Here is a 12,687-nt window from a genome sequence, read left to right on the forward strand (position 1 = left end):
TCAGCAATCAATGAACACCTATAAAAATTATGAGGTGAGCGAATCAACGATCTGCTCTTTAAAGAGCCGAATGGTCACGACTTTGTCCAGCCCTTCATGGGCGCAGCTTGAGCAGACAGCCGTTTTTACACGTTTGAAATGCAGAGGGATGGGAACAGGTGTTGAGCAGATGCGACAGGGGAGTTGATCTCTCATGACAAGAATATTTTCTTTCAGCTGAACTTTGAAATCCACATTCCTTCGATGAGGTCGTCATCTAGATCACAGTGCTGACGCACGAACTCCTCAGCCTCACTCCTGGTGGGCTCTATCTCTAGTCGCCTGTTCGCCAGCATCAACAAATTGGAGGCCAAGTGGCTAACGAGAGAGTCTCTCGATTCGGCATACCCATCAGCATTGCTGGGTTTCATGCCATTTTGGTATTCCTGTTTGATCTGGAACCGCAGGTTCCTGTCAAAGACAAGCTCTGAAGCTTCACGCCAAGCCGCGGTGCTTTTGCTCGGAGCACGTCGCTGTCTGAATTGAGCAATCAGATACGCAAGAGCTGCCGAAAAGACAAGACACGCAAGAGCACTCATCAGATCCCCGCGTCACCACCAATGTGATCAACTTCTTGATCAGTTTCAGTCTTGAAGGACTGCTCCAGATGCTCGACAGAGCGCTCAAATAGATCCTTTCGGCGCTGTAGATTTAGCTCTTGCTGATGGGTGACATCATCCATTTGTTGCTGACCACCATTCATCATTTCCGTATAAGTGAGCGCTCTGGGCTTTTTGGGCTGATTGGGTTCGTTCAAATGCTTCTTAGAGATACGAGTCAGTAATGTCCGAAAGATTATTCCTTGATGAGTGGATCCGGAAACACTCCCGCAGGTACTGATGCCTGAATAAGTAGCCAAAGAGACTCTCTCAAAATCCCCTCTTCAAAGCCCCTACACGCTCAAAAGATTGCCTTAGATAGTGCGATAGCGGTTAGCTCTGAAACCGGGTCAGACAAGGGCATTCCAACACTGAGTTGCATCGACCCAGTTTTGGAACTCATCAACCAATCAACAAATCAAAACGTCGGAGACATCCGACGGGTGAGATTGCGCAGCTTGCGCAGCGACTTCAATTCAACCTGACGGACGCGTTCACGCGAGACATCGAGCAAACGACCAATTTGAGCCAGGGTGTGACGCTCGTTGCCGTTTAAACCAAATCGCAAGGTAAGCACGTGTTGCTCCTGCTCACTGAGATGGCTCAACCAGCGACCAAGTTGCTCGTGGTGAATGCGCTGCTCAACCTTGTCGAGTGGCTCCTCTGCAGAAGAATCAGCAATCAGATCGCCAAGGAAGCTGCGGCCATCCTCTCCATTTACAGGAGCATCCAGACTGCTGGTAGTGAGAGCCTGCCGAAGCAGGGAGTCGAGCTCTTCCACAGGCATGTCCAGCGCTTCCGAAATCTCGAGGCGGCTGGGCATCGCACCAAGCTTGTGGGCAAGGTCCAAACTCACTTTGCGGATGGTGGTGAGACGTTCGCTCAAGTGCACCGGCAAGCGAATGGTGCGGGACTGACAAGCAATCGCCCGGGTCATGCTTTGGCGAATCCACCAAAAGGCGTAGGTGGAAAATTTGTAGCCGCGGGTGGGGTCAAATTTCTCAACCGCCCGTTCCAAGCCCAGGGATCCCTCTTGGATGAGATCGAGAAGCTCAAGGCCTTTGCCTTGATATTTCTTCGCGACACTCACCACCAAACGGAGGTTGGCCTTCATCATCCGCTGCTTGGCACGCTGGCCAACGCGAATCATGCGCCGATCCTTGGAACTGAACTCTTCGCTGTCAGCAGAGACCGAACCGTCCTGCGTCAGCTCCATGAACTTCTGAACCTGGTTGCCAAGCTCGATTTCCTCAGCCGCCGTTAGCAGGGGTATTCGGCCGATGGTCGCCAAATACCAACTAATCGGATCACTGCTTCTACGTCTCTGAGTCTCGGAGGTCCGAGCTGTTGAGGAAACCATGGCAACTCGTCTCTTGGGCGTGGGGAGACTTTCCTATGAAAAAACGATAAACCCAAATGTTTTCAGCAACCCTTCAGATTCGTGAAAGGAAAACGACACATTGGCGCGTTTTGAATTGTGTGCATTTTAAAACTTCATCAATTTTTTAATAATTAATTTCCGCAAATCCGCCGGGTGAGCTCAGCAAGGGTTTTCGCAATCTCACTGGCATCACTGGCATTTTCAGTGGTTCGTGACGCCTCGGCATGCAGCAAAGCAGCGGCGGCAAGAGCTTGTCCCTGCGGCTGCTCTCCACAAGCCAGATAGCGCGCTCCCCAGCCAAGAGCAAATCCAGCCAACAGGTCTCCCAAGCCCGTACGAGCCACCTGCACCGATGTATCCACAAGTTGATGCACCACACCCTTCGGATCGGCAATGACCGAGTGGGCACCCTTGAGCAACACAACGGCTCCGCTCTCTGCTGCAGCCCCTTGGGCGCTCTCAAGCGGTTCCCGCCCACTGAAATCAGGAAACAGCCTTTCAAATTCACTCTGATGCGGGGTGATCCAGGTTGGAAACGCACGCTGGCAAAGCCAGCGCCAGCCTTGCTTTGAAGCGGCCAAAGCGTTGAGCCCATCGGCATCCAGCACAAGCAGTCCTTCGAAGGACAGCAAGGGCTCTGCCCAGGCCTCCCACGGCGCGCTGAACCCTCCAATCCCAGGCCCCAGCAACAGCGCATCCAAACGGGACAGGTCTGCCTGAGCCAGCCATGGTCCCCAAGCCAATCCTCCCGATGCGGTCGCTGGCAACCCAGCCGACAGCACCAACTCGGGAATCCATTGCCAGATGCGCTCGGCCACGGCCTCTGTCAACGCGGCTTTCAGGCTTCCCACACCACTTGCCATGGCCCCTTGTGCGGCCAGGAGTGCTGCACCGCGATAGCGCTCGCTGCCGGCGAGCAGCATGACGCGGCCACGCTGATATTTCATTGCCGTTGGCGGGTCTTGAGGAACCGGCAAGGTCGCTAAATCCTTTGCCATCACCCGCAAGACAACAGGTGCCGCCAGTGCATCGATCGACTGGTGAGGAACGCCAGGATCCAAGCGATGCAAACAACCCACGTTGGCGAGGGCTGCGTCCTGTACCAACCCGCGTTTCACCAGACCCACGCACAACGTGTCGGAAGCCACCGCCCCACCTCCGGCCTGCATCCGTCCGTGATTGGAATGCATCCCTGCAGGCACATCCAGACTGATCAGCCGACCTGGCTGAACACGCTCGCGTTCGCCGAGCAACAGCGCCAAACCTTCAGGAAGAGGCCGATGTTGTCCCAACCCAAACAGAGCTTCCACCCAGAGAGCGGAATCCTCCGGATCCGGATCCGTCTCCAGAACCGTTGCCCCAAGCCACTCGAGATGACGCCAATGCTCTTGGGTGAGCGCTTGCCGAATCGGCAGAGGGGCCCACAGCCTCACCTCCACTCCGGCATGCATCAGCCGTCTTGCTACCACCAACCCATCACCACCGTTGTGGCCGGGTCCCACCAACACCAACACGCCCTGCTCCAGACGCTTCCGGCGCTGAAGACACCAATCAGCCATCGCCTGACCGACGGCCTCCATCAAGGCAGCAACGGGCAAACCACTCGTCAGCCATTCCTGCTCCAAGGCCAGCATTTGCTCTGCACTGACAAGCCAGTGCTCCGCATCAAAAGGAGGCCAGACCAAGCCAAAAACACCCGGGCCCTCACTATGGAGTCAGACAGCGATGCCCGCCCATGTCGGCCGAGGCCAAGATGACCACCCTCACAGCAACCCCAGCCGGTGCCGAGGCCCTAGAGCGATTGCGCCAATGGCCCGGTGAGCATCGTGTGGCCGTCGGCCTTTCGGGTGGTGTAGACAGCTCCCTCACCGCAGCCCTGATGGTGGAGGCCGGCTGGGAGGTGGAGGGCCTCACGCTCTGGCTGATGAGTGGGAAAGGGGCGTGTTGCGCCGAAGGCTTGGTGGATGCTGCCGGAATCTGTGAACAGCTCGGCGTGCCCCACCACGTGGTGGATTCAAGAGACACCTTCGTTCGTGAAATCGTTCAAGGCTTGGTTGACGGCTACCGGGCAGGCATCACACCTCTGCCCTGCTCCAAGTGCAACCGGTCGGTTAAATTCGGGCCGATGCTCGCCTGGGCCGAACGGGAACGCCATCTCCCCAGGATCGCAACTGGCCATTACGCCCGCATCCGTCTGGACGGAGATGACGGTCGCTGGAAGCTGCTGCGAGGCCTGGACAGCCGCAAAGACCAGAGTTACTTCCTCTATGACCTCCCCCAGGACGTTTTGGCGCGCGTGGTCTTCCCACTCGGCGAACTCAACAAGGCCGACACCCGTCTTGAGGCTGCCCGCCACGGATTACGCACGGCAGACAAGCCAGAAAGTCAGGACCTCTGCCTGGCCGATCACCACGGCTCCATGCGCGCTTTCCTCGATGCCTACCTTCCCCCACGGGACGGTGAAATCGTGCTGCAAGACGGAACGGTGGTTGGACAGCACGACGGCATCGAACACTTCACCATCGGCCAGCGCAAAGGATTAGGCATTGCCTGGAGTGAGCCGCTCCACGTGGTGAAACTCGATGCCGCCATGAACCAGGTTGTCGTCGCCACTAGGGCAGAAGCCGGTCGTACTGGCTGCGAGGTGGGCGCTGTGAATTGGGTCTCGATCCCCCCGCCCCCACTCGGTTCAGCCATGGAGGTGGAGGTGCAAGTGCGTTATCGCAGCGAACCCGTGGCGGCCTATCTCACCTGTATCGAAGCCAACGCCGCCGATCGGGCCGGAGAGCGCCCTCATCGCTGCAAGCTCAGCTTTCAAGAGCCACAGTTTTCGATCACTCCTGGTCAAGGGGCGGTGTTTTACGACGGCGAGGTCGTGCTGGGCGGAGGCCTGATCGACTCGCCGATCTGACCAACAGCAGCGACGACACGCCGACCATCAACCACAGAGGCGCCTCTCCCCAGCGCACGTATCCCGTCAAACCCTTGCGAGGTTGCAACGGCACCAGCAAAAGACCTGGATCAAACGCGGCCAGGCGTTCTGCGATCTGACCGTCAGCTCGAATCATGGCCGTTGGCCCTGTATTCGCCGTTGACAAGAGCGGTCTGGCCGATTCCAAACTGCGCAGCTGGGCCAAAGCCAAATACTGCTGCTGAAGGAGGCTTGGGTAGGGGTCCAGGTTGGCTGCTGCAAGGATCCACTCCGCCCCTTCAGCAACGGCGCGAGCCAAGGCCGCTCCGTTGCTGATCTCGTAGCAGATGGCCACAGCAGCGGGTGGACCGCCCCAGCGCCAAAGCCGGGAGGGCTCACCCGCCTCCAGGCCACCGATGGCAGAGAGGCCGCTGAGACCTGGCCAGGCCGGCACCCACTCCCCCAATGGCACCAAGCGATGCTTATCAAGCGAGGACACCGGAGTGGTGCCGCCAGCCTCCACCAAAACCATGGCGCTGTGCTGACGTCCCCGCGACCAGCGAAACCCTCCACTCATCAGTGGAATCGGGGCCGGTGCCATTAGAGAAACATGAAGTGGCAACGTGCCCTCAGGTGCCATCAGCCAGTCCGCACCAGCGGCATCGGCCTCTTGAAGCGCCGCTTGAAGCCGTTTGGGCAAATCCCGTTGGCGTTGCGCAGAAAATTTTTCGCGGGTGGGAATCGCCGGTTGCCATAGGCCAACACTGAACTCTGCTCGATCGGATTCGGCACCCAGCCTGACTGGGTTCTGCAGCAGCCAGGCCCCCAGCCCATGCAGAACCAACAGGCTCAGCACGCCGCCGGCCAACAGTCTCGGCCAACCCGACTCGCGCCGGGACAGCGTCAGCAAACGCCACAGCCACCAGCCGAGCAGCAGTTGCAGGGCCGCCAGTCCGCCCTCACCGATCCAGCGACTCAGGGCAGCCAACGGGGCGTCGGCCGGGAGCACGCTGCCACCGACACCGATCCAAAACACAGGACTTTGCGATAGGGCTACTTCCACCAATCCCCACACAGCCGCGGCCAAGACGGCATCGATGAAGCTGCCTCGCAAGGGCAGGCGACTAACAAGCCCACTCCAACAGGCCAGCAGCAGGGCTGCCAACAGGGCGCAGGCCAACCAGATCCCAACCGCCACCGGCAGGCTGAGCCAAGCGGGAACACCGATCCACATCAGGGGGTGTAACGCCAGCAACCAGCGGTGACTCACCAGGACAGCCACTCCACCCCAGATCGCTGAGGCGAGAGAGCTGCGGGACGCAGCCCAGAGCAGCGCCAGGGCCGGCACCATCCACCAAGGGCCCGACAGGGTGAGGGCAACCCCTGCAAGCAGTCCCCCCAACAGCCCCTGCAGAAGCACCAGGGATCGGTCATTGCCCATGGTCAGTGGCGGGAGATCAAGCCATCCTGAATCGGAATGCACCCGTACGGCTATGGATACCGCTAATCCCCTGCAACAGCTACTTCTTCGCGGGCTCGGCACCACTACCCTGGTTGCCGATCGGCTCCGTTACGTCACCCAGGAATGGGTCAGCAGCGGCCGCCTTGATTCAACCCATGCCTCGGCCTTAGTGGACGATGTGCTGAAGGCTTTGCGCGGCGAGACCCCAGAACTCGAACAGCAGATGGGCCGCAACCTTGAACGCAACCGCGACCACATCATTCAAGACCTCGGCTTAGCCAGTCAGCGAGAACTGGATGAGCTGCGGGGACGAATCGATCGCCTTGAGCAGCAGTTGCGCCAAAAAGAGCGCGAGGAATGAACTGCCAGACTTGGATTCAATCGAGCAAAAATCTGTGCGCGAGATCTTGATCAGCACCGCTGTGTTTGTGTCCTGTCTGATGGTGGCGTTCATCAGTCAACTGGTGTCGCCCTCCACGGTGATCGCGGCAACGCCATCCACCATGGCCAGCAGCAATGCGACGAATGTCCAAGCGGCTGTCGTTCAGGCCGTGGCCAATCCGATGGAACTCGACCCCGACAACCCCAACCCCACCTTGTTTGCGATGGCTCCCGATACCAACATCGCTGATGCCTCAGCGCTCGGCGGACCGATGGAAGCCGAGAAGCCTCAAGTCACCGCCAGTGGCCTGAAAATCACCGACCTCGTTGTAGGAACTGGTGATGTGGCGAGCTCGGGACAGAACGTGGTGGTGAACTACCGCGGCACCCTCGAAGACGGCACACAATTTGATGCCAGCTACGACCGCGGCACCCCGTTTGAGTTTCCGCTGGGGGCCGGCCGGGTGATTAAGGGTTGGGATGAGGGCGTCCAAGGCATGAAAGTGGGAGGAAAGCGCAAGCTGGTCATTCCCCCTGATCTCGGCTACGGCAAGCGTGGTGCAGGTCGCGTGATTCCTCCGAACGCAACTCTGATTTTTGAAGTCGAGCTACTGGACATCAAAAGGTGAGCCATTGGACGGTGATCCATAGGTAGGCTTGTCGAACCGAAAATTCTGTTTCAAACCCGATGCTTCGCTCGGCTCTATCAGCGATCGTTCGCTCCTTGCCCGCCTCCACCGTTGAAGCCCACTGCGACGGACCCTGCGGCGTCTATGACCCTGCTTCAGCTCGTGTTGCCGCTGAAGCGGTGCTCTCGATGACCAAAAAGCTCAAAGCGTTGGAAGCCCCTGCTGCTGGAAATGCGGCAGCTCTTGCCACCTACAACAACACCTTCTCCCGCTTCGTTGCCATCAAGGAAGAAGAGGCACAGAAGACCAAGAAAGAACTCTTGATCCTTTGGACCGACTACTTCAAGCCTGAGCACCTGGCGACATTCCCCGACCTTCACGACACCTTCTGGAAAGCAGCAAAGCTCTGCAGCGCCTGCAAGGTGCACATCGATCAAGGCAAGACTGAGGAGTTGATGGCCGCTGTTGAGAAAATCCACGGCATGTTCTGGCAGTCCAAAGGCCGTACGGACGCTTGGGTCACCGCCTCCTGAGACGGGCTCTGAGCTTTTCATCAGAGCTTCAACAACCCCTAGCAGCAGTTGGTCTTCTCGACCTACTGCTGCTTTTTTGTGGGCGTCGACGGGTGATGCAAGTGGAGGGATATTCGATGTGGCCAACGCTGAAGCCCAAGGACCGCGTCATCGTGCGGCCCCTCGCTCAGCACGCAGCCTTCCCCGCCATCGGTGCCATCGTCGTCTGCCTTCATCCGCAGCAGCCCTCACGCCAGGTGATCAAACGCTTGCACGCTGTGGAGGACACCCAGCTCAGCATCCTTGGTGACTGCCCAGATGCCAGCACAGACAGCCGGCAATGGGGAGGTGTTCCTAAGGAGTGCTTGGTCGGAGAAGTGGTGGCACTCGTGACCACAGCATCAGAACAAGACCGCTGATGTTTTTTGGAGCCAAATCGCTCCGGTCACGATCGACAGCCCGCCGGTGCAGCCCACCAAAAGCGGCAGAAAACGGGCGCTGCTCCGCATCGTGAGCATGGAGACTGAGCTCACCACAGCGAGCATGGCGCCCATCGATCCGCACAAATAGGCCAGCAAATACAGAATCGCCCCATGAACCGGCAAGGCAAGCGCTGGGATCACGGCCAACAGATGCCCGGCACCCGCCAGTCCATGGAGCAATCCAAGGCCCGATGCCGCATGCGCATGGAGGCGATGGTTGTTCTGACCGCGGAGGTGCAGATGAAGATGGCGATGCAAGGCCGAACCATCATGGTGATGGTCATGGGTGTGCAACTCCAAGCCAAACGCGGTTCGAATGGCAAGAGCGCCAATCACAAGCAACGACACCCCCACTAAAAATTCAGCCCATGCCGACATGCTTTCGACGTGGATCAGATCTTTAAAAAAAATCGCAACAACGCCGAGCAACACCACTCCAAGGGAATGGCCTCCGCCCCAAGCCATTCCTGACTTCACGGCCTGCAACGGACGCCTCAGCGAAAAGGGGGCCATCGCGACCAGATGATCAGCACCACCAACCACGTGCACAGCACCTGCCGCGAAGCCCGTCAGAACACTGATCAGCAAGTCGCGACCCCAAGATCTAGCAATTCTACCGGACGGAGATCGGGGGCAACCGATTCACGGATGGCTGGTGCTGATTCAACCATGGATCAGCGCTTGGAGTGCTGCCTCCACATCCGCTTGGCGCATCAGGGCTTCACCCACCAAAACAGCCTGGGCTCCAGCGGTTTGAACCCGATCGAGATCAGCGCGATGGAACAGTCCAGATTCACTCACTAACAGGATCTGCTGCTCCGCCAGTTGCGCAGAGAACTGGGCCGTGAGCGTTTCGGTGGTCGCCAAATCGGTTTCAAAACTGGCGAGATCCCGATTGTTAATTCCAATCAAAGGGAATCCACCTAGGGCCAGCACCCGCTGCAACTCTTCCGCGTCATGCACCTCCACCAAAACCGTGAGACCAAGGGCTGCGGCCACCTTGGAGAAGTAGGCCAGATCTTGATCGGACAGGATCGCTGCAATCAGAAGGGCGGCATCGGCTCCCGCCGCCCGCGCCTGATACAGCTGATAAGGGCTAAGGATGAAGTCCTTACAAAGCAGGGGAAGGTCCACGGCATCGCGCACCTCAATCAACACATTGAAACCACCCTGAAAGAAGGCTTTATCAGTGAGCACCGAAAGACAGCTCGCCCCACCGGCGGCATAAGCCTTGGCAATCGCCACTGGATCGAAATCCTCTCGAATCACCCCTTTGCTGGGACTGGCTTTTTTCACCTCCGCAATCACGGCAGGCGTGACGGCTGCAGTCCTTAAAGCGGCCAGGAAATCACGGGCTGGCGGCAATTCAGCCACCTTGCGGCGCAACTGCTCCAAGGGCATGCGCTCACGGGCAATAGCGATCTCGCGATCTTTTTCCCAGACGATTTTTTCCAGGATGTTGCGGGGTTCGCCGTCCTGATCAGGAACGGCGTACTCCAGATGCGCCACTTGCACCTTGGGATTGGGCGGACGACGACGGATCTCCATCACTCAGGCCCCCACCGCTGAAGCCGCCTGCTTGTAGGCCACTTCCACCACTTCACTCAGCGTTGGATGCGTGTGCACCTCATTGGCGAGTTGGGTCACGCTTTGACGGCGGGACACCGCATTCGCAATCTCCTGGATCAAATCAGCGGCATGCAAACCGTAGATATGCGCCCCCAGGACCTCCCCGCTGGTTTTGTTGAACAGCAACTTCATCAGGCCATCACTTTCCAATTCGGCAAGCGCTTTGGAATTGGCTTTGAAATAGCTGCGAACCGTGCCCAGCTCAAAGCCTTCCTCTCCTGCAAGCTCCTTGGCATCGGCTTCCGATAAGCCCACAGAACTGATCTCAGGGTGCGTGAAGGTCGCGGCCGGGATGCTGCGGTAATCGATTTGTCTGGGATGCCCAAGAATGTTGTCGACAGCCACCGAGCCTTGTGCAGCGGCCGTGTGAGCGAGCATCAACTTGCCGGTGACATCACCAACGGCCCAGAGGTGGGCCTGCGGAGCACCATTCACCAACACGCGCATGCTGTCGTCCACGGGAATAAACCCCCGATTGGTCTCCACTCCCACGGATTCGAGATTGAGATGCTTGCTGCTGGGCACACGCCCTGTCGCCACGAGCACCGCATCCACTTCCAAGGTCTCAACCGGCTCTCTGGTTTTCATATCAACCAGCTCAATTTGCACGGGGGATCCGGGTTGAATTGATTTCGCCAAAACCCCAGAGCGCGCATCAATATCGCGGCCATCGATCAATTTGCGGGCTGCAATCTTGGCGATATCAGGATCAAAGGTGGGCATCACCCGATCCAAGGCCTCGATCATCGTGACTTCACAGCCCAAAGCTGTGTAGACATCGGCAAATTCCAGTCCGATATAGCCACTACCAATAATGGCAATCCAACGCGGCAGCCATTCCAGATTGACCGCCTCGTCGCTGGTGAACACGCTGCGCCCATCCGTTTCGATGCCCGGGGGGACAAACGGATCCGAGCCCGTAGCCAAGATCACATCCCGTGCCGTTAAGACCCGGTCCACCCCGCTGAGCTCACGCACCCCAACGCGTTGAGGTCCCTCAAGCCGACCTTGACCACGAAGGATGGTGACCCCTGCCCTCTCCAAGGTTTTGGTGAGATTGGCCCGAATCGTGGCCACCAATTGGTTGGCGTGATCAGCAATCTTCTTGCGCTCAAAACGCACGGGAGCCGCATGGATGCCAAACCCTGCGAGATGCTCAGCATCCGCCAGCTCGCGCACGCGACCACTGGCTGCCAACAGGGCTTTTGAGGGAACACAGCCACGATTCACGCAGGTGCCTCCCATGTCGCGGGATTCAAGGACGGCCACCTTGAGGCCATGATCGGCTGCATGTTTAGCTGCATCAAAGCCGCCATATCCGGCGCCAATGACAATCACATCGAAGTCGAAACTGGCGTCGCTCACCCGATCTTCTGCGTTGAAGGCGTCATTCTCGCCCGTCGCCTCTCCAAAAGCAGAGGGACCGCAGCAGCCGCCACATTGAGAGATTCCACAGCGGCGCTGTGGGGCAGGGTCACACCAGCGGAGCAGCAGTCCTGTAACAACGGGTCCAGACCGGCTCCTTCGTTGCCGAGCAGGAGCACCGTGGGCAGCGTCCAGTCCAGCTCCCAGTAGGGCTGAACGCGTCGGTCTGCCGCCGCATCTGGCACCAAAGTGGCCACGATTTGAAGTCCTGCATCGCGCGCTTGCCTCAGTCGTTCCGCGAGTTGAACGACGCCTTCCGTCGGATCAGGGCCAAAGCGCTCGACCGGCAAGCTCAAGATTGCACCAGCCGAGGATCGCACCACCTTTGGGGCCAAAGGATCAGCACCGGAGGCACACCAAACCTGCTGGATGTCGGCGGCCCGTGCAGTGCGCAGCAGGGTTCCGAGGTTGCCTGGATCCTGAATGCGATCCAGCGCCAGCACAAACTCGGGAGCGGCTACTGCTGAAGGCAAGCAAGACAACGGCAGCAAACAGGCCACACCATCGGGCTGAACCGTTGTTAAGCCCGCTTGCAGGGCTTCAGCACTGATCCGCTGCACACGCACAGATCCAGGCAAAGAGCGAATCAAGCCGGCATGAGTGTTCAACCAAACGGGAGTGGCCACAACATCAAGGTCAACAGAATCCGGCCAAACATGGGTCCGAAGTTCTTGTATTTGATGCGTTCCCTCCAGCAAGACAACACCATGTTCCTCTCGCCCTGAACGGGAGGACAACGAACGAAGTCGTCGCACCAAAGGATTGCGGCGACTTGTGATCAGCTCCTCTGACTGATCGTCAAAAGACACGGAATCAGAAGCTGGTGTGCTTACGCACTTTCATTCCATCGTGAAGATTCAGATCATTGCCGTTGAGGTCAATGCCTTGAACCGCAGCGATCTCCCCCTTAATCCCTTCAGCCGCCAAATTCTCAACCAACTTCTTAATAACTTGGTCTTCCACCGTGGATTGATCCACGGAATCTGGAGTCAAAAGTTCGATGAACTTGCCAACTTTGGAAGCCACTACCTCCGATGAGTTGGAGATCTTGAGCACAATCATGAAGGAGTTGGGAGTCCTGACCCAATCACGTTAATGCGGTTAGGGAGACTTGAACTCCCACGTCCGAAGACACATGTACCTGAAACATGCGCGTCTACCAATTCCGCCACAACCGCTGGCGTCACAAACGTGACCTGAAGACCATACGACATCAGCTTTGGAGTGACAGACACGA

The 12,687-nt window shown here is 58.2% G+C and carries 15 protein-coding genes and 1 tRNA gene; 5 read left to right on the forward strand and 11 right to left on the reverse strand.

From position 1 onward, the window contains the following. Positions 1 to 212: 212 nt before the first annotated feature. The 4 genes from SYN8016DRAFT_RS11555 to SYN8016DRAFT_RS11570 form a co-directional block, all read right to left on the reverse strand. Positions 213 to 578 carry a hypothetical protein gene (locus tag SYN8016DRAFT_RS11555; protein ID WP_006854599.1) on the reverse strand — a complete coding sequence of 122 codons (366 nt, stop codon included), beginning with the start codon at positions 576 to 578 and terminating at the stop codon, positions 213 to 215. Then, entirely contained in the window at positions 578 to 796 is a 219-nt protein-coding gene (locus SYN8016DRAFT_RS11560; protein ID WP_038014684.1) for a hypothetical protein, read from the reverse strand. Before SYN8016DRAFT_RS11560 ends, SYN8016DRAFT_RS11555 begins: the two co-directional genes overlap by 1 nt. 260 nt (positions 797 to 1,056) lie before the next feature. Continuing rightward, positions 1,057 to 1,998 (reverse strand): RNA polymerase sigma factor, RpoD/SigA family, encoded by a 942-nt coding sequence (locus tag SYN8016DRAFT_RS11565; RefSeq protein ID WP_006854601.1) that lies wholly within the window; start codon positions 1,996 to 1,998, stop codon positions 1,057 to 1,059. 152 nt (positions 1,999 to 2,150) lie between these two features. Further along, on the reverse strand, positions 2,151 to 3,704 hold the full coding sequence (locus SYN8016DRAFT_RS11570) for a bifunctional ADP-dependent NAD(P)H-hydrate dehydratase/NAD(P)H-hydrate epimerase (protein ID WP_038014686.1): 1,554 nt from the start codon (positions 3,702 to 3,704) through the stop codon (positions 2,151 to 2,153). Positions 3,705 to 3,754: 50 nt separating this feature from the next. Here SYN8016DRAFT_RS11570 and mnmA point away from each other — a divergent pair, with 50 nt between their 5' ends. After that, positions 3,755 to 4,930 (forward strand): tRNA 2-thiouridine(34) synthase MnmA, encoded by a 1,176-nt coding sequence (gene mnmA, locus SYN8016DRAFT_RS11575; RefSeq protein WP_006854603.1) that lies wholly within the window; start codon positions 3,755 to 3,757, stop codon positions 4,928 to 4,930. Here the strand turns inward: mnmA and SYN8016DRAFT_RS11580 are convergent. Next, positions 4,854 to 6,371, reverse strand: a complete 1,518-nt coding sequence (locus SYN8016DRAFT_RS11580; RefSeq protein ID WP_006854604.1) for an apolipoprotein N-acyltransferase — start codon at positions 6,369 to 6,371, stop codon at positions 4,854 to 4,856. The two genes, mnmA and SYN8016DRAFT_RS11580, sit on opposite strands and share 77 nt — an antisense overlap. 52 nt (positions 6,372 to 6,423) lie before the next feature. Here SYN8016DRAFT_RS11580 and SYN8016DRAFT_RS11585 point away from each other — a divergent pair, with 52 nt between their 5' ends. Genes SYN8016DRAFT_RS11585 through sodX form a run of 4 tightly spaced genes read left to right on the forward strand, consistent with a single transcriptional unit; the run spans position 6,424 to position 8,333 of the window. Then, positions 6,424 to 6,753, forward strand: coding sequence for a phasin family protein (locus SYN8016DRAFT_RS11585; RefSeq protein WP_006854605.1), 330 nt, complete (start codon positions 6,424 to 6,426; stop codon positions 6,751 to 6,753). Positions 6,754 to 6,787: 34 nt separating this feature from the next. Further along, a complete protein-coding gene (locus SYN8016DRAFT_RS11590) occupies positions 6,788 to 7,402 on the forward strand; it encodes an FKBP-type peptidyl-prolyl cis-trans isomerase (RefSeq protein WP_006854606.1) in 615 nt (204 codons plus the stop codon). A 59-nt stretch (positions 7,403 to 7,461) separates the two neighbouring features. Further along, the gene (gene sodN, locus SYN8016DRAFT_RS11595) at positions 7,462 to 7,935 is read left to right on the forward strand and encodes a superoxide dismutase, Ni (protein ID WP_006854607.1); all 474 of its coding nucleotides are present in this window, start codon (positions 7,462 to 7,464) and stop codon (positions 7,933 to 7,935) included. Further along, positions 7,917 to 8,333 carry a nickel-type superoxide dismutase maturation protease gene (gene sodX, locus SYN8016DRAFT_RS11600; protein WP_253909866.1) on the forward strand — a complete coding sequence of 139 codons (417 nt, stop codon included), beginning with the start codon at positions 7,917 to 7,919 and terminating at the stop codon, positions 8,331 to 8,333. Before sodN ends, sodX begins: the two co-directional genes overlap by 19 nt. Here the strand turns inward: sodX and SYN8016DRAFT_RS11605 are convergent. From SYN8016DRAFT_RS11605 to SYN8016DRAFT_RS11630, 6 genes are all read right to left on the reverse strand, one after another. After that, positions 8,316 to 8,984: a hypothetical protein gene (locus tag SYN8016DRAFT_RS11605; RefSeq protein WP_006854609.1), complete on the reverse strand. Its 669-nt coding sequence runs from the start codon at positions 8,982 to 8,984 to the stop codon at positions 8,316 to 8,318. The genes sodX and SYN8016DRAFT_RS11605 overlap by 18 nt on opposite strands. A 75-nt stretch (positions 8,985 to 9,059) precedes the next feature. Next, a complete protein-coding gene (trpC, locus tag SYN8016DRAFT_RS11610) occupies positions 9,060 to 9,944 on the reverse strand; it encodes an indole-3-glycerol phosphate synthase TrpC (RefSeq protein WP_006854610.1) in 885 nt (294 codons plus the stop codon). A 3-nt stretch (positions 9,945 to 9,947) separates the two neighbouring features. After that, entirely contained in the window at positions 9,948 to 11,390 is a 1,443-nt protein-coding gene (lpdA, locus tag SYN8016DRAFT_RS11615; protein ID WP_006854611.1) for a dihydrolipoyl dehydrogenase, read from the reverse strand. Further along, a complete protein-coding gene (locus SYN8016DRAFT_RS11620; RefSeq protein WP_006854612.1) occupies positions 11,387 to 12,259 on the reverse strand; it encodes an RNA methyltransferase in 873 nt (290 codons plus the stop codon). Before SYN8016DRAFT_RS11620 ends, lpdA begins: the two co-directional genes overlap by 4 nt. A gap of 4 nt (positions 12,260 to 12,263) precedes the next feature. Next, positions 12,264 to 12,512 carry a hypothetical protein gene (locus tag SYN8016DRAFT_RS11625; protein ID WP_006854613.1) on the reverse strand — a complete coding sequence of 83 codons (249 nt, stop codon included), beginning with the start codon at positions 12,510 to 12,512 and terminating at the stop codon, positions 12,264 to 12,266. 34 nt (positions 12,513 to 12,546) lie between these two features. Continuing rightward, positions 12,547 to 12,628 (reverse strand) — tRNA-Leu (locus SYN8016DRAFT_RS11630). Positions 12,629 to 12,687: the final 59 nt, after the last annotated feature.

The organism is Synechococcus sp. WH 8016, from assembly GCF_000230675.1.
GTDB lineage: Bacteria > Cyanobacteriota > Cyanobacteriia > PCC-6307 > Cyanobiaceae > Synechococcus_C.